The sequence below is a fragment of the Streptomyces sp. NPDC048392 genome (assembly GCF_043200575.1).
Classification (GTDB): Bacteria; Actinomycetota; Actinomycetes; order Streptomycetales; family Streptomycetaceae; genus Streptomyces.
This window is the reverse complement of the sequence record NZ_JBICYB010000008.1, coordinates 59,313-75,090: the sequence shown is the minus strand read 5'-3', so window position 1 is coordinate 75,090 and position 15,778 is coordinate 59,313. Positions and strand designations below refer to the sequence as shown.

General features: G+C 71.7%; 16 protein-coding genes and 1 pseudogene. 16 read left to right on the top strand and 1 reads right to left on the bottom strand.

Annotated features, from left to right (window positions below; genetic code table 11):
* Positions 1 to 31: 31 nt before the first annotated feature.
* From lepB (ACGFYH_RS14150) to ACGFYH_RS14100, 11 genes and pseudogenes are all read left to right on the top strand, one after another.
* Positions 32 to 787, top strand: coding sequence for a signal peptidase I (gene lepB, locus ACGFYH_RS14150; protein ID WP_393803400.1), 756 nt, complete (start codon positions 32 to 34; stop codon positions 785 to 787).
* Positions 780 to 1,862 (top strand): annotated as a pseudogene (lepB, locus tag ACGFYH_RS14145) (signal peptidase I); the annotation flags it as partial. The gene lepB (ACGFYH_RS14150) and the pseudogene lepB (ACGFYH_RS14145), both read left to right, overlap by 8 nt.
* Entirely contained in the window at positions 1,753 to 2,748 is a 996-nt protein-coding gene (lepB, locus tag ACGFYH_RS14140; RefSeq protein WP_393803399.1) for a signal peptidase I, read from the top strand. The pseudogene lepB (ACGFYH_RS14145) and the gene lepB (ACGFYH_RS14140), both read left to right, overlap by 110 nt.
* A gap of 106 nt (positions 2,749 to 2,854) precedes the next feature.
* Positions 2,855 to 3,631, top strand: a complete 777-nt coding sequence (gene lepB / locus ACGFYH_RS14135) for a signal peptidase I (RefSeq protein WP_393803398.1) — start codon at positions 2,855 to 2,857, stop codon at positions 3,629 to 3,631.
* The gene (locus tag ACGFYH_RS14130) at positions 3,621 to 4,145 is read left to right on the top strand and encodes an NUDIX hydrolase (protein WP_393803397.1); all 525 of its coding nucleotides are present in this window, start codon (positions 3,621 to 3,623) and stop codon (positions 4,143 to 4,145) included. The genes lepB (ACGFYH_RS14135) and ACGFYH_RS14130 overlap by 11 nt, the downstream gene beginning before the upstream one ends.
* Before the next feature lie 56 nt (positions 4,146 to 4,201).
* Positions 4,202 to 4,510 carry a DUF2469 domain-containing protein gene (locus ACGFYH_RS14125; RefSeq protein ID WP_003965949.1) on the top strand — a complete coding sequence of 103 codons (309 nt, stop codon included), beginning with the start codon at positions 4,202 to 4,204 and terminating at the stop codon, positions 4,508 to 4,510.
* Positions 4,511 to 4,709: 199 nt separating this feature from the next.
* Positions 4,710 to 5,072: a YraN family protein gene (locus ACGFYH_RS14120; RefSeq protein WP_393803396.1), complete on the top strand. Its 363-nt coding sequence runs from the start codon at positions 4,710 to 4,712 to the stop codon at positions 5,070 to 5,072.
* Positions 5,072 to 6,697: a YifB family Mg chelatase-like AAA ATPase gene (locus ACGFYH_RS14115; protein WP_393803395.1), complete on the top strand. Its 1,626-nt coding sequence runs from the start codon at positions 5,072 to 5,074 to the stop codon at positions 6,695 to 6,697. Before ACGFYH_RS14120 ends, ACGFYH_RS14115 begins: the two co-directional genes overlap by 1 nt.
* A 326-nt stretch (positions 6,698 to 7,023) precedes the next feature.
* Complete coding sequence (dprA, locus tag ACGFYH_RS14110; RefSeq protein WP_393803535.1) at positions 7,024 to 8,265, top strand: DNA-processing protein DprA; 1,242 nt, start codon at positions 7,024 to 7,026, stop codon at positions 8,263 to 8,265.
* A gap of 280 nt (positions 8,266 to 8,545) precedes the next feature.
* Positions 8,546 to 9,388 carry an RNA polymerase sigma factor WhiG gene (gene whiG / locus ACGFYH_RS14105; protein WP_393803394.1) on the top strand — a complete coding sequence of 281 codons (843 nt, stop codon included), beginning with the start codon at positions 8,546 to 8,548 and terminating at the stop codon, positions 9,386 to 9,388.
* Between the two features lie 127 nt (positions 9,389 to 9,515).
* Positions 9,516 to 10,073, top strand: a complete 558-nt coding sequence (locus ACGFYH_RS14100; protein WP_393803534.1) for a TetR/AcrR family transcriptional regulator — start codon at positions 9,516 to 9,518, stop codon at positions 10,071 to 10,073.
* Here ACGFYH_RS14100 and ACGFYH_RS14095 read toward each other — a convergent pair.
* On the bottom strand, positions 10,027 to 10,716 hold the full coding sequence (locus ACGFYH_RS14095) for a murein hydrolase activator EnvC family protein (RefSeq protein ID WP_393803393.1): 690 nt from the start codon (positions 10,714 to 10,716) through the stop codon (positions 10,027 to 10,029). The genes ACGFYH_RS14100 and ACGFYH_RS14095 overlap by 47 nt on opposite strands.
* A gap of 272 nt (positions 10,717 to 10,988) precedes the next feature.
* Between ACGFYH_RS14095 and rpsB the strand changes: the two genes are divergently transcribed.
* The 5 genes from rpsB (at position 10,989) to ACGFYH_RS14070 (ending at position 15,766) form a co-directional block, all read left to right on the top strand.
* The gene (rpsB, locus tag ACGFYH_RS14090; protein ID WP_393803392.1) at positions 10,989 to 11,948 is read left to right on the top strand and encodes a 30S ribosomal protein S2; all 960 of its coding nucleotides are present in this window, start codon (positions 10,989 to 10,991) and stop codon (positions 11,946 to 11,948) included.
* Positions 11,949 to 12,042: 94 nt separating this feature from the next.
* Positions 12,043 to 12,879 (top strand): translation elongation factor Ts, encoded by an 837-nt coding sequence (gene tsf, locus ACGFYH_RS14085; RefSeq protein ID WP_393803391.1) that lies wholly within the window; start codon positions 12,043 to 12,045, stop codon positions 12,877 to 12,879.
* A gap of 206 nt (positions 12,880 to 13,085) precedes the next feature.
* On the top strand, positions 13,086 to 13,847 hold the full coding sequence (gene pyrH / locus ACGFYH_RS14080) for a UMP kinase (protein ID WP_393803390.1): 762 nt from the start codon (positions 13,086 to 13,088) through the stop codon (positions 13,845 to 13,847).
* A 183-nt stretch (positions 13,848 to 14,030) separates the two neighbouring features.
* Positions 14,031 to 14,588 (top strand): ribosome recycling factor, encoded by a 558-nt coding sequence (gene frr / locus ACGFYH_RS14075; RefSeq protein WP_393803389.1) that lies wholly within the window; start codon positions 14,031 to 14,033, stop codon positions 14,586 to 14,588.
* The gene (locus tag ACGFYH_RS14070; protein ID WP_393803388.1) at positions 14,588 to 15,766 is read left to right on the top strand and encodes a phosphatidate cytidylyltransferase; all 1,179 of its coding nucleotides are present in this window, start codon (positions 14,588 to 14,590) and stop codon (positions 15,764 to 15,766) included. Before frr ends, ACGFYH_RS14070 begins: the two co-directional genes overlap by 1 nt.
* Positions 15,767 to 15,778 lie beyond the last annotated feature (12 nt).

Genomic DNA, 15,778 nt, shown 5'->3' with positions numbered 1-15,778 from the left:
CCGTGCCGGGGCCGGATAGCATCTGGCCCCGATGGACACCGAAGCACAGCACACGGAGCGCGACCGCTCCTCCCGCCCTTCCGACTCCGAGCAGCCCTCGGATCCGGAGGGCCCGGAGGAACGGTCGCGTTCCGCGTTCACGGGGCGGATCAGGGACTGGGTGCCGGGCGGCCGGATCACCGTGACCCTGCTGACCCTCCTGCTGTTCCTGCTGCTCCTCAGCACCTTCGTGTTGCAGCCGTTCCAGATCCCCAGCGGATCGATGGAACCCGGATTGAGGATCGGTGACCGGGTTCTCGTAAACAAGTTGGCGTACCGTTTCGATGGCCGGCCGCAGCGGGGCGACATCGTCGTCTTCGACGGCACCGGGGTCTTCGGGCACGGCGACTACATCAAACGCGTTGTCGGTGTGGGCGGGGACCACGTGGTGTGCTGCGACAGGGAGGGGAGGGTCCGGGTGAACGGCCAGTCGGTCGACGAGTCGGCGTTCCTGTACCCCGGCAACCGCCCGTCCACCGTCCCCTTCGACATCGTCGTCCCCGACGGCACCCTCTTCGTCCTCGGCGACCACCGGGCCGACTCCAGCGACTCCCGCGACCACCTGGGCTCTCCGGGCGGTGGGATGGTCCCGCTGGACGACGTGATCGGCCGCGCCGACTGGATCGTCTGGCCCTTGGGTCACGCCACCCGCCTCGACCGTCCCGAGGCCTACGCGCGCGTGCCGGACGCGGAGGCCTCGGCGGCCGCGGAGACCGGGACGGCGCACGCCGGGGACGCCGATGGGTAGCCGGGGCAAGCCACGGGGAGCGCCCAGCAGCCCCACGGAGAACCTGCTGCCCACCGGATCGAGGCGCACCGCCGCGCCGTCCGGCGGCCGCTCGCGCGCCGAGCGCCGCAGACTCCAGCGCAAGGTCAAACGGCGGCGCAGGCGCGGCGCCGTCAAGGAGATCCCGCTCCTCATCGGCGTCGCGGTCCTCATAGCGCTGGTGCTGAAGACCTTCCTCGTCCAGGCCTTCGTGATCCCGTCCGGCTCCATGGAGCAGACCATCCGGATCGGCGACCGCGTCCTCGTGGACAAGCTCACCCCCTGGTTCGGTTCCGAGCCGCAGCGCGGGGACGTGGTGGTCTTCCGGGACCCCGGTGGCTGGCTCCAGGGCGAGCAGACCACCAAGAAGGACGACCCCGTCGTCGTCAAGCAGGTCAAGGAGGGCCTCGCCTTCATCGGCCTGCTGCCGTCCGACGACGAGAAGGACCTCATCAAGCGGGTCGTCGGCGTGGGCGGGGACCACGTCGAGTGCTGCGACAAACAGGGGCACCTCACCGTCAACGGCGTTCCCCTGGACGAGGACTACCTGTACCCCGGCGACACCCCGTCCAGGACGCCGTTCGACGTCACCGTCCCCGAGGGGCGGCTGTGGGTGATGGGGGACCACCGCTCCAACTCCGCCGACTCCCGCTTCCACCAGGAGACCGACTTCGGCACGGTGTCGGAGGACGAAGTGGTGGGGCGGGCCATGGTGATCGCCTGGCCGTTCGGTCACTGGACCACCCTGGACGAACCGACGACGTACGCGTCCGTGTCCGACTCGGCCCCCGGTTCGACCGCCGCTCCCCGGCTGTCGCATAGGGTTGCCCCCTACGATCCGAACGCGATGATTCAACTCCCGACCCCTGCGGAACTCCCGCTCGTTATGGGAGTGGTGGGCCTGCGTCGTTTCCGGGGCAGGCGGTGGCAGAGAGTAAGGAGTTGGCGTGGGGGATGTGGCGGTTGGCGCACGGTCCGGACACGACGGCGAGGAGAACCGCGGACGCCCCGAGGAGACCGCAGGCCAGGCCGCGGACGCTGCCCCGGACTCCGGGTACGGCTCCGGGACCGAGGACGGCAGGGTGACGAACGGACGCGACGGCGGGACCCAGGACGAGGGAGTCGGCGGGACACCTCCCGCGACGCCCCCCGCGGACAAGAAGCAGCGCTCCTTCTGGAAGGAGCTGCCGATCCTGATCGGTATCGCGCTGGTGCTCGCCCTGCTGATCAAGACGTTCCTGGTGCAGGCGTTCTCGATCCCCTCGTCCTCGATGGAGAACACCCTTCGGATCGGTGACCGGGTTCTGGTCGACAAGCTGACCCCGTGGTTCGGCTCGGAGCCCGAGCGCGGCGAGGTCGTCGTCTTCCACGACCCCGACGACTGGCTCGCGGGCGAGCCGACACCCGACCCGAACGCACTGCAGACGGTCCTCAGCTGGATCGGTCTCATGCCGTCCGCGGACGAGAAGGACCTGATCAAGCGTGTCATCGGCGTCGCCGGCGACACGGTCGAGTGCAACAAGACGGGCCCGCTCAAGGTCAACGGCAAGGCGCTGAACGAGCCGTACGTCTACCCCGGCAACACGCCGTGCTCCGACGACGACCAGGGCGGCCGGTTCAAGGTCACGGTGCCCCAGGGCAGGATCTGGGTCATGGGCGACCACCGGCAGAACTCCCGGGACTCGCGCTACAACCAGGCGGACAAGAACGGCGGCATGGTCCCGGTGGACGAGGTCGTCGGCCGCGCCATCGTGGTCGCCTGGCCGATGAACCACTGGGACACCCTGTCGGTTCCCGACACCTTCGGCCAGGACGGTCTGCAGGCAGCCCGGCCCTCGGCCGCCGCCGCGCTCTCGGTCGCACCCCAGGGCCTGACCGTCGCCGGCGTGGTCCCGGTCGTCTGGTGGCGCCGTCGCCGCACCGCTCGCGCCGAGGCCCGCTGAGCCGCATCGGCCGTGTGTCCTCGACGGGACAGGTCCCTCCCGGCCGCCTCCCGGCCCCGGGCAGGGGGCTGCCCCGTTCCGGTACCGCCGGGTAAGGTGCGGCTCCATGGGTGGCGAGAGCACGACACGTACGGCCCCGCGCGGCGGCGGAGCGAACAAGGGTCCGGTGGGCAGCCGGACCGGTCAGCGGCTGTCCGGCCTCGCCGTCGCGCTGGGCCTGGTGCTGTTCCTCGGCGGGTTCGCCTGGGGAGCGGTGGTCTACCGCCCCTACACCGTGCCGACCAGCTCGATGACGCCGACGATCGACGCCGGTGACCGGGTCCTGGCGCAGCGCATCGACGGTGCCGCCGTCCGCCGCGGCGACGTCGTCGTGTTCAAGGACGCGACCTGGGCCAACGCCCCGATGGTCAAGCGGGTCGTCGCCATCGGCGGGGACACCGTCTCCTGCTGCCAGAAGGGCAAGCTGAAGGTCAACGGCAAGGTGATCGACGAGCCGTACCTGCCCGCCGGCACACCGGCCGAGAGCAGCGACTTCCAGACCGTGACCGTCCCGGAGGGCCGCCTCTTCCTGCTCGGCGACGAGCGCGACACCTCCCTGGACTCCACCGCTCACCTCACCGACGCGGCCGGCGGCACGGTGTCACGCGGCGCCGTGAGCGCCCGCGTCGACGCCGTGGTCTGGCCCATGAACGGCATGCTGGAGCGGCCGACCGGCTTCGGGGCCCTGGGCGGCCTCTCCTCGCCGGGCCCCCTGCGGACGGTCGTCGCGCTGGTGATCGCCGGGGTGGTGCTGATCCTGGGCGGCGCCGCCTACGGCCCCCTCGCCAAGCGGGCCGGGGCCTCCCGCGCACGGAGCGGAGCGGAGCCCACCGGTGGCCGCTGACGTGACCCCGGCGGGGCAGGACACCTACGAGGGCGGCCTGCGCCGGGTCGCCCGGGTCGTGCTGCTCGACCCGGAGGACCGCATCCTGCTGCTGCACGGCCACGAACCGGACGATCCGGCCGACGACTGGTGGTTCACCCCCGGCGGCGGCGTGGAGGGCGACGAGACCCGGGAGGAGGCCGCCCGGCGCGAGCTCCTGGAGGAGACCGGCATCACCGACGTCGAGCTCGGCCCGGTGCTGTGGCGGCGCAGGTGTTCCTTTCCCTTCGCGGGCCGCCGCTGGGACCAGGACGAGTGGTACTACCTGGCCCGCACCACCCAGACCGCCACCGAGGCCGTCGGCCTCACCGAACTGGAGCGGCGCAGCGTCGCCGGAGCGCGCTGGTGGACGTGTCGGGAACTGACCCGGGCACATGAGACGGTGTATCCGACCAGACTCGCCGAGCTGCTGCTCAAGCTGCTCGACGAAGGTCCCCCGGCCGGGCCGGTGACCCTGGACACCGAAATCGTCTAGGGGCGCGCGGGACTGGCGCACAATGGTGGGACCGCACGGCTGAAGGGGAACATGCCATGAGCGCCGAGGACCTCGAGAAGTACGAGACCGAGATGGAGCTCAAGCTCTACCGGGAGTACCGCGACGTCGTCGGTCTGTTCAAATACGTGATCGAGACCGAGCGGCGCTTCTACCTCACCAACGACTACGAGATGCAGGTGCACTCGGTGCAGGGTGAGGTGTTCTTCGAGGTCTCCATGGCTGATGCCTGGGTTTGGGACATGTATCGGCCGGCTCGGTTCGTCAAGCAGGTGAGGGTGTTGACGTTCAAGGACGTGAACATCGAGGAGCTGAACAAGAGCGACCTGGAGCTTCCCGGCGGCTGACGGCCGGCGGCTGACGGCCGGCGGGTGATCAAGTAGTGGGTGACCGAGTGGTGGGAGCCGCCGGACGAGCCGGACGATCGCGTGATCGACGGGTCCCACTCGCACGGGTGACGAGGTTGTCCACAGCCGTCCGACCGTCCACCAAGATCCAATAGCTCGCTGAGCTGCCCTCATCGTTGGCGCCGGAGGTGGTGCCGACATGAACGCACGAGGTGCGATGGGCAGGTACGGCGAGACACTCGCCGCCCGCCGGCTGACCGGTGCAGGGATGACCGTCGTGGAGCGCAACTGGCGCTGCGGCAGGACCGGCGAGATCGACATCGTGGCCCGCGACGGAGACGCCCTGGTCGTCTGCGAGGTCAAGACGCGCCGGGGCGGCTCGTTCGAGCACCCGATGGCCGCCGTGACCCCGGAGAAGGCGGAGCGGCTGCGGAGGCTCGCCGAGCGCTGGGTCCAGACCCACGGAGGAGCGCCGCCCGGCGGCGTCCGCATCGACCTGGTCGGCGTGCTCCTCCCGCAGCGCGGAGCCCCCGTGGTCGAGCACGTCCGAGGGGTGGCGTGATGGGGTTCGCGCGTACGTGCTCGGTGGCGCTCGTCGGCGTCGAGGGCGTGGTGGTCGAGGTCCAGGCCGACCTGGAACCGGGCGTGGCGGCGTTCACGCTGGTGGGACTGCCGGACAAGAGCCTGACGGAGAGCCGGGACCGGGTGCGGGCCGCGGTGGTGAACTCGGGCGCGGAGTGGCCGCAGAAGAAGCTGACGGTGGGACTCAGTCCGGCTTCGGTGCCCAAGGGCGGCAGCGGCTTCGATGTGGCCGTCGCGGCGGCCGTCCTGGGCGCCGCGGAGCGGATCGACCCGCGGGTGCTCGCCGACATCGTGATGATCGGGGAGCTGGGTCTGGACGGCCGGGTGCGGCCGGTGCGCGGCATCCTGCCGGCGGTCCTGGCCGCGGCCGAGGCCGGATACGAACAGGTGGTCGTCCCGGAGTGCGCCGCCGCCGAGGCGTCACTGGTGCCAGGCGTGTCGGTGCTCGGCGTGCGCAGCCTGCGCCAGCTGATCGCCGTCCTCGCCGACGAACCCGTGCCGGAGGAGGAACAGGACCGGCAGGGCCGCCCCGACCCGCTCCTCGCCGGCCTGCGCATGCCCGGCACGGGGGCGGCCACCGGGATGCACAGCATGGGAGCGGCCCAGCACGACCACGGCCACGACCTCGCCGACGTGGTCGGCCAGGAATCGGCGCGCACGGCGGTGGAGGTAGCCGCGGCCGGCCGCCATCACCTGTTCCTGGAGGGACCGCCCGGCGCCGGCAAGACCATGCTCGCCGAACGGCTGCCCGCCATCCTGCCCCGCCTCTGCCGCACGGAGTCCCTGGAGGTGACCGCCGTGCACTCGGTGTCGGGACTGCTGCCGCCGGGCAAGCCCCTGATCGACGTGGCCCCCTACTGCGCTCCGCACCACTCAGCCACGATGCAGGCCCTCGTCGGGGGCGGCCCCGGCATCGCGCGGCCGGGCGCCGTGTCGCTGGCGCACCGAGGCGTCCTGTTTCTGGACGAGACCCCGGAGTTCAGCAGCCACGCGCTCGACGCCCTGCGCCAGCCGCTGGAGGCCGGGCACGTCGTCATCGCGCGCAGCGCGGGCGTGGTGCGCTTCCCGGCGCGGTTTCTGATGGTGCTCGCCGCCAATCCCTGTCCGTGCGGGAGGCTCTCCCAGAGGGACGAACCGTGCGAGTGCCCGCCCTCGGCGATCCGCCGCTACCAGGCCAGGCTGTCCGGCCCACTGCTCGACCGGGTGGACCTGCGGGTCGAGGTGGACCGGGTCACGCGTGGCCAGCTGGCGGGGGACGGTCCCCGGGGCGACGCCACCGCAAAGGTCGCCGACCGGGTGCGCGCGGCACGGGAGCGGGCGGCCGCACGCCTCGCGGGCACCCCGTGGCGGTCGAACAGCGAGGTGCCGGGCCGGGAGCTGCGCAGTCGCTGGCGGGCCGCACCCGGTGCGCTGGAGGAGGCGGAGCGCAGCCTGGAACGCGGCGTGCTCACCGCCCGTGGTCTCGACCGGGTCCTGCGCGTCGCCTGGACCGTCGCGGACCTCGTCGGCCATGACCGCCCCGAGGCGCGGGACGTCGCCCTGGCACTACAGCTGCGCACGGGAGTGCCGCGGGGTGTGCCGATGGCTCTGGGAGCACTGACGTGAGCGCCGACGCCGCGTCGATCGGGGACGCCGCGAGCGGGGCAGCAGGGTCGACGGGCGGCGACGTTCCGGCGGGGCACGACGCCTTGTTCGGCGAGGACACCGTGTCCTTCGGCGGCGATCCGGCCGAGCGGGAGGCGGCGACGCGTGCCGGATCCGGGGGTGGCGCCGTGGCGAGGGGCGCCGACCCGGGAGACGGCGGCGCCGGGAACGGGGAGAACACGGGGACGAGAGGCGCCGGTCCGAGAGACGCCGGTCCGGGAGGAGACGGTGCCGGTAACGGGGACGAGGCCGGAAACGGGGACGAGGCCGCGACCGGGGGCGCCGGGATGACCGTCGGTGCCGTCGCCGGCGACCGCGTCGGTGCCCGCAGGGGCGGCACGGTTCCCGGCGGGACCGGGCCGTGCGGTGAGGGACCGGTGGGCCCGGCGGACGCCGAGTTGCTCGGGCGGGTCTTCCTCGCCCGGGTCATCGAGCCCGGCGACGAGGCGGGCGGACGGTGGGTCCGGGAGCGCGGTGTACTGGAGGTGGCTCGGCGTCTGCGCGGGGGCGGGCGTGCCCTGCCGGGGGCGAGCGAGAAGCGGTGGGCCGGGCTGTGTGCCCGTGCGAGCCGGGCCGATCCCCGCCGGGACCTGGCCGTCGCGCGGTCCGCGGGGGCGCGGTTCGTGGTACCCGGGACCGCCGAGTGGCCGGGGCAGCTCGACGACCTCGGTGACGCCCGGCCGCTCGGGCTGTGGGTGCGGGGCGGTCCCAGTCTGCGCATGTGGGCGCTCAGGTCGGTCGCCGTCGTCGGCGCCCGCGCCTGCACCGAGTACGGCGCCCACATGGCCGCCACCCTCGCCGCCGACCTGGCCGAACGCGGCTGGGTCGTGGTGTCCGGCGGCGCGTACGGGGTCGACGGCGCCGCCCACCGGGGTGCCCTCGGAGCCGGGGGTGCCACCGCGGCCGTCCTCGCCTGCGGTGTCGACCGCCCCTATCCTCCCGGGCACACCGCGCTGATCAACAGGATCGCCGAACAGGGCCTCGTCGTCGGCGAGCTGCCCCCGGGCGATCATCCGACGCCGAGCAGATTCATCCTGCGCAACCGCGTGATCGCCGCGCTCACCCGGGGGACCGTGGTCGTCGAGGCCGCCTACCGGAGCGGTTCGCTGGTCACCGCCCGTGCGGCCCGGCGCCTGGGCCGGCACGTGATGGGTGTGCCGGGGCCGGCGACCAGCGTGCTCTCCGCGGGTGTGCACGAACTGCTGCGCGGTGACGCCGTGCTCGTCGGCGACGCCGCCGAGGTGGTCGAACTGGTCGGCGACATGGGTGAGCTGCCTCCGGAGCGGCGCGGGCCGGTCCTGCCCACCGACCTCCTGGAGGCCCGGACCCGTCAGGTGCTCGCCGGGCTCCCCGCGCGAGGCACGGCCACGGCGGCGGAGGTGGCACGCCGCGCCCAGACCACCCAGGACGACGCGGTCGCGAGACTGTACGAGCTTCGAGCACTCGGTTACGTCGAACGACACGGCGACGGCTGGAAGTTGACACGCCAGGCGATGGTCCCGGTCCGCAGTGGTCGGAGCCCGTGCTGACGCACCGTGTTCGGCCGTCCGGGGGAACCCCGACGCCCCTGGGGATTCCGGCAGTTGAGGTAGTCGAGTGATCACCCGGAGCGATCATCGTCCCCCCTGTGGAGCGTTCAGCGGAACGTATCTGCGTACGGTCCCTACCCGTTCCTTCGCACACCGCGACGGTCCAGTCACGCTACGCTCACGATGACCCCCACGCAGACGGCCGACACAGGCGACAACCAAACAGCAGACCGGCGGCCTCAGGCACACCACATCACGGCAGAACGGCACTAGGCGACGAATGCCCCAGCACACCTCCGGGTCCGACCGGGCGGCGATCCCCCCAGCCGCCCGCGACGGTGGCAGCGTGCGACCGTCCGCCCCCTCGACGCTCGACGAGCTGTGGCGGTCGTACAAGGCGACCGGCGACGAGCGGCTGCGAGAACAGCTGATCCTGCACTACTCGCCCCTCGTCAAGTACGTGGCGGGCCGGGTCAGCGTGGGGCTGCCGCCCAATGTCGAACAGGCCGACTTCGTCTCCTCCGGGGTGTTCGGCCTGATCGACGCCATCGAGAAGTTCGACGTCGACCGCGAGATCAAGTTCGAGACGTACGCGATCACCCGGATCCGGGGCGCGATGATCGACGAACTGCGGGCGCTGGACTGGATCCCGAGGTCGGTGCGGCAGAAGGCGCGGAACGTGGAGCGCGCGTACGCGACGCTGGAGGCACGGCTGCGCCGCACCCCGTCGGAGAGTGAGGTGGCCGCGGAGATGGGGATCGCGGTGGAGGACCTGCACGCGGTCTTCAGTCAGTTGTCGCTGGCCAACGTGGTGGCCCTGGAGGAGCTGCTGCACGCGGGGGGCGAGGGCGGCGACCGGCTGAGCCTGATGGACACGCTGGAGGACACCGCCGCCGACAACCCGGTGGAGGTCGCCGAGGACCGGGAGCTGCGGCGGCTCCTGGCCCGGGCGATCAACACGCTGCCGGAACGGGAGAAGACCGTCGTCACGCTGTACTACTACGAGGGCCTCACGCTCGCCGAGATCGGGAACGTGTTGGGGGTGACCGAGAGCCGGGTCAGCCAGATCCATACCAAATCGGTGTTGCAACTGCGCGGCAAGCTGGCGGGATTCGGCCGCTGACCTGGCTTTACGGCACCCGGTCGCCTCGCCGGTGACCCCGTCGGCGGTCGTGCGGCCGGGTGAGCGACTCCCGCGCGGGGTGCCGCGTCCGTAAAGTGGTGACGTGCCAAGGATTCGAGCGGCCTCCGTGGCCGAGCACCGGTCGATGCAGCGTGCCGCCCTGCTGGACGCGGCACGCTCCCTGCTGTCCGACGGCGGAACGGAGGCGCTGACCTTCCCCGCCCTCGCCGAACGGACGGGTCTTGCCCGGTCGTCCGTCTACGAGTACTTCCGGTCGCGGGCGGCCGTGGTCGAGGAGCTGTGTGCCGTCGACTTCCCCGTCTGGGCCGCGGAGGTCGAGGCGGCGATGGAACGCGGGGCGACCCCCGAGGCCAAGGTCGAGGCGTATGTGCGCACGCAGCTCGACCTGGTCGGGGACCGGCGGCACCGGGCCGTCGTCGCCATCTCCGCCAGCGAGCTGGACGCCGGCGCGCGGGAGAAGATCCGGGCGGCGCACGGTGGCCTGATCACGATGATCGTCGAGGCGCTGGGGGAGATGGGGCACGGACAGCCGCGGCTGGCGGCGACGCTGCTCCAGGGTGTCGTGGACGCGGCCGTGCGGCGGATCGAGCTGGGCGCGGCGGAGGAGCCGGCGGCCATCACGCGGGCGGCGGTCTCCATGGCGTTGCGGGGCGTGCGGGGCTGATCGCCGCGCGTCCGGGCGACGGAACTCCCAGGACCGGCAGCAGCCTCGACGGTCCCGCGTACAGCAGCCACGGCGGGAGCACGGACAGCGGGTTCAGATAGACCTGGCCCCGCAGCAGCCCCCAGTGCAGGCAGGCCGTGCAGTGGGAGCCCGTCGCCTCCACCGTGCCGAGCATCTCGCCCGCCGCCACCTCGTCACCCTCCTGCACCGCCGCCTCGACGGGCTCGTACGTCGTCCGCAGGGGAGGCTCACCCGTCCCCGTCCCCGTCAGCTCCAGCGAGACGACGCCCCGTCCGGCGACCCTTCCCGCGAACGACACCCGGCCCGGGGCCACCGCCCGTACCGGGGCCCCGCCCGCCGCCGCGAGGTCCACGCCGCGGTGACCGGGGCCGTACGGAGTCGCCGGGGGCTCCCAGCCCCGCAGTACCGCGGGCCGGACGCCGACCGGCCAATGACGGGCCACCGCGGGTACCAGCGGGTCCGGGGCGCCCCGACCGGCGGCCGCCGCCCGCCCCGCCGGCATCCCCCGCACGGCGGCCGCAGCAGTGGCCGCCGCCGGAACCGGGCGCGGCGGCCCCGGGGCCAGGACGGTCAGCAGGAGTACCAGCCAGGTGCACGCGCCCACACATCGACTCGTTCGCATGGGCACACCGTCCCGCACCGGGACCGTTCGCCGCCCGGCCCTGTGGACCGCGCTCCGATTGTGGACAGCCGCGTCACCCGGCGCCCCGCGGGTCCCGTACACTTCTGGTGGCGATCCGGGTCACCGGGTCGACTTCGCACGCCCCGACACGAGGCCTCCCACGGCTGGTGTCAGCGCCCCTCGGTCCCTTGTGGCACGGCGCATCGCGGGCGTCAGGCGCGGGAGCCGTCCGGCTTCCGCGGCACAACCGAGAAAATCAAGGAGATGCGGCCATGGCCGTCGTCACGATGCGGGAGCTGCTGGAAAGCGGCGTCCACTTCGGTCACCAGACCCGCCGTTGGAACCCGAAGATGAAGCGCTTCATCTTCACCGAGCGCAACGGCATCTACATCATCGACCTGCTCCAGTCGCTGTCGTACATCGACCGCGCCTACGAGTTCGTCAAGGAGACCGTCGCCCACGGCGGCACGGTCATGTTCGTCGGCACGAAGAAGCAGGCGCAGGAGGCCATCGCCGAGCAGGCCACCCGCGTCGGCATGCCCTACGTCAACCAGCGCTGGCTGGGCGGCATGCTCACCAACTTCTCGACCGTCTACAAGCGCCTGCAGCGCCTGAAGGAGCTCGAGCAGATCGACTTCGAGGACGTGGCCGCCTCCGGCCTCACCAAGAAGGAGCTGCTGGTCCTCTCCCGCGAGAAGGCCAAGCTGGAGAAGACCCTCGGCGGTATCCGCGAGATGTCCAAGGTGCCCAGCGCCGTCTGGATCGTGGACACCAAGAAGGAGCACATCGCGGTCGGCGAGGCCCGGAAGCTCAACATCCCGGTCGTCGCCATCCTCGACACCAACTGTGACCCCGACGAGGTCGACTACAAGATCCCGGGCAACGACGACGCGATCCGCTCCGTCACCCTGCTCACCCGCGTGATCGCCGACGCCGTCGCCGAGGGCCTCATCGCCCGTTCCGGTGCCGCCGGCGGCGCCAAGGGCGAGAAGGCCGCCGGCGAGCCGCTCGCCGAGTGGGAGCGCGACCTGCTCGAGGGCGAGAAGGCCGAGAAGAAGGACGACGCCGAGGCCGCCGAGAAGCCCGCCGAGGCTCCTGTCGCCGAGGCCGCCCCGGCTGCCGAGGCCCCCGCCGCTGAGGCTGCCGAGGCCACCCCCGCTGAGGCTGCCGAGGCCACCCCCGCCGAGGCGCCCGCCGCCGAGGCCCCGGCCGCGGACGCCGAGCAGGCCTGACCCTCACCACCTTCGGGTTCTGGACGGCGGGGGCCCACGAAGCCCCCGCCGTCCGGCCCGTAGATCTTCAGACTTCGAGAGAGATTCCGCAATCATGGCGAACTACACCGCCGCCGACGTCAAGAAGCTCCGTGAGCTCACCGGCGCCGGCATGATGGACTGCAAGAAGGCGCTGGACGAGGCCGAGGGCAACGTCGAGAAGGCCGTCGAGGCGCTCCGCATCAAGGGCCAGAAGGGCGTCGCCAAGCGCGAGGGCCGCTCTGCCGAGAACGGCGCCGTCGTCTCGCTCATCGCCGACGACAACACCTCGGGTGTCCTCGTCGAGCTGAAGTGCGAGACGGACTTCGTCGCCAAGGGCGACAAGTTCCAGAACGTCGCCACCACCATCGCCGAGCACGTCGCCAAGGCCGCCCCGGCCGACCTCGAGGCCCTGCTCGCCTCCGAGATCGAGCCCGGCAAGACCGTCCAGGCGTACGTGGACGAGGCCAACGCCAACCTCGGCGAGAAGATCGTCCTGGACCGCTTCGCGCAGTTCTCCGGCGGCTTCGTGACGGCGTACATGCACCGCACGATGCCCGACCTGCCCCCGCAGATCGGTGTCCTCGTCGAGCTGGACAAGCCCAACGCCGAGATCGCCAAGGGCGTCGCCCAGCACATCGCCGCCTTCGCGCCGAAGTACCTCTCCAAGGACGACGTCCCGGCCGAGGTCGTCGAGTCCGAGCGCCGCGTCGCCGAGGAGACCACCCGCGCCGAGGGCAAGCCCGAGGCCGCCCTGCCGAAGATCGTCGAGGGTCGCCTCAACGGCTTCTTCAAGGACGCCACCCTGCTCGGCCAGCCCTACGCCCTGGACAACAAGAAGTCCGTCCAGAAGGTGCTGGAAGAGGCCGGTGTCAGCCTGAAGCGCTTCTCGCGCATCAAGGTCGGCATCTGAGTCCGTACCGCGACGGACGCACGACCCCGGTAGGGTCGACAGCAGTCGTCGGCGCCGTTCGCGTGTGCCGTCGCGTACGCGCGCGTGGCGGCGGACGACAGCAGATCTGACGAGGAGGCCATTGCCGAGTACGGGATGCGAAACACGCCCCCACCGGCAGTGGCCTTCTTCGTGTGTGTGACCCACGTAGAAGAGGCGAGATCTCCATGACCACCACCAAGGCCGAGAAGAGCGACGACGGCAAAGGACGCGGCCGCTTCATGCTGAAGCTGTCCGGAGAGGCCTTCTCCGGCGGTGGGGGCCTGGGCGTCGACCCCGACGTGGTGCACGCCATCGCCCGCGAGATCGCGGCCGTCGTCCGGGACGGCGCGCAGATCGCGATCGTCATCGGCGGCGGCAACTTCTTCCGTGGTGCCGAACTGCAGGTGCGCGGCATGGACCGCGCCCGCTCCGACTACATGGGCATGCTCGGCACCGTGATGAACTGCCTGGCCCTCCAGGACTTCCTGGAGAAGGAGGGCGTCGACTGCCGCGTGCAGACCGCCATCACCATGGGCCAGGTCGCCGAGCCGTACATCCCGCTGCGCGCCGTGCGCCATCTGGAGAAGGGCCGCGTGGTCATCTTCGGCGCCGGCATGGGCATGCCCTACTTCTCCACCGACACCACCGCGGCCCAGCGCGCCCTCGAGATCGACGCCGAGGCCCTGCTGATGGGCAAGAACGGCGTGGACGGGGTCTACGACTCCGACCCGAAGACCAACCCGGACGCCGTGAAGTTCGACGCGCTCGGCTACGGCGAGGTCATCACCCGGAACCTGAAGGTCGCCGACGCCACGGCCGTCACGCTCTGCCGCGACAACAGCCTCCCGATCGTGGTCTTCGAGCTGCTGAAGGAGGGCAATATCGCCCGCGCCGTCAAGGGTGAGAAGATCGGCACGCTTGTGGGTGACCAAGACAGCCGGGACTGACCGGAGAACACCCCCCCCGTCCGCGGACGCCACCTGTCCGGGGGACGGACGGGACGGGGCCGGGCCGGGGGATGGACAATGTCCCACCGGTCGGGAACCGTGCAGGAAGAACGCGACGCAGCCGGCCGTCGGCCCCGTCAGGGAACCGCAGTCGGGCCTACTCAAGACACGCAGGAGCAAGTGGTGATCGAAGAGACCCTCCTCGAGGCCGAGGAGAAGATGGAGAAGGCCGTCGTGGTCGCCAAGGAGGACTTCGCCGCGATCCGCACCGGCCGTGCGCACCCGGCGATGTTCAACAAGATCGTGGCCGACTACTACGGTGCGCTGACGCCGATCAACCAGTTGGCCTCGTTCTCCGTGCCCGAGCCGCGCATGGCCGTGGTGACCCCCTTCGACAAGAGCGCCCTGCGCAACATCGAGCAGGCGATCCGCGACTCCGACCTGGGCGTCAACCCGAGCAACGACGGCAACATCATCCGGGTGGTGTTCCCGGAGCTCACCGAGGAGCGCCGCCGCGAGTACATCAAGGTCGCCAAGGCCAAGGGCGAGGACGCCAAGGTCTCGATCCGCTCCGTGCGCCGCAAGGCCAAGGACGCCATCGACAAGATGGTCAAGGACGGCGAGGTCGGCGAGGACGAGGGCCGCCGCGGGGAGAAGGAGCTCGACGACACCACCGCCAAGTACGTCGCACAGGTGGACGAGCTCCTGAAGCACAAGGAAGCGGAGCTGCTCGAGGTCTGATGAACGACTCTTCCTGGGGAGCGCCGCCACAAGCCGGGTACTGGGGGCCGTCCGACCAGGGACCTGTCCACGGCACTGCCCCGGCGGGTCCCGCCTATGATGCGCCCTACGCGCAGCAGACTCGCCCCATGCCCATCGTGCCCGACGTACCCGAACACGGCGGAGACCAGGACGACGACCAGGGGACCGCTCGGCTGGGCGGTCCCCTGTTCCGGGACGAGCCGTCCCACGACCGGCCCGCTCGCGACGAGCCGTATCGCGACCAGAATCCGTCGGCGCAGCCGTATGCGGCGGTGCCGCAGAATCCGGAGCCCATGTCCGACGCCCCGCAGCCGGCGCAGTCCCGGCCGTCGCCGCAGAAGAAGAGCGCGGGGCGCGACCTGGGTGCCGCGATAGGGGTCGGTGTCGGGCTCGGCGCGGTGGTCGTCGCGTCGCTGTTCGTCGTCAAGGCCGTCTTCGTCGGCGTGATCGCGGTCGCCGTCGTGGTGGGTCTGTGGGAGCTGACCAGGCGGCTGGAGGAGCGCAAGGGCATCAAGGCTCCCCTTGTGCCGCTCGCGATCGGCGGCGCGGCGATGGTGGTCGCCGGTTACGCGCGGGGCGCCGAGGGCGCGTGGGTCGCCATGGCGCTCACGGCGCTCGCGATCTTCGTGTGGCGGATGACCGAGCCGCCCGAGGGCTATCTCAGGGACGTCACGGCGGGCCTGTTCGCCGCGTTCTACGTGCCGTTCCTGGCCACGTTCGTCGCCATGATGCTGATGGCGGACGACGGTGCCTGGCGCGTCCTGGTCTTCCTGATACTGACGGTCGTCAGCGACACCGGGGCCTACGCCGTCGGCTGGCGCTTCGGCAGGACGAAGCTCGCCCCGCGCATCAGCCCCGGCAAGACCCGTGAGGGGCTGCTGGGAGGGGTGGGCTTCGCGATGGCGGCGGGCGCGCTGTGCATGCAGTTCCTGATCGACGACGGCAGCTGGTGGCAGGGCCTGCTGCTCGGCCTCGCGGTCGCCGTCAGCGCCACCCTGGGCGACCTCGGCGAGTCCATGATCAAGCGCGACCTAGGCATCAAGGACATGGGCACCCTCCTGCCGGGCCACGGCGGCATCATGGACCGCCTGGACTCCCTGCTGCCGACGGCACCGGTGGTGTGGCTGCTGCTGGTGGTCTTCGTCGGGTCCGGGTGACCCGGAACGGCT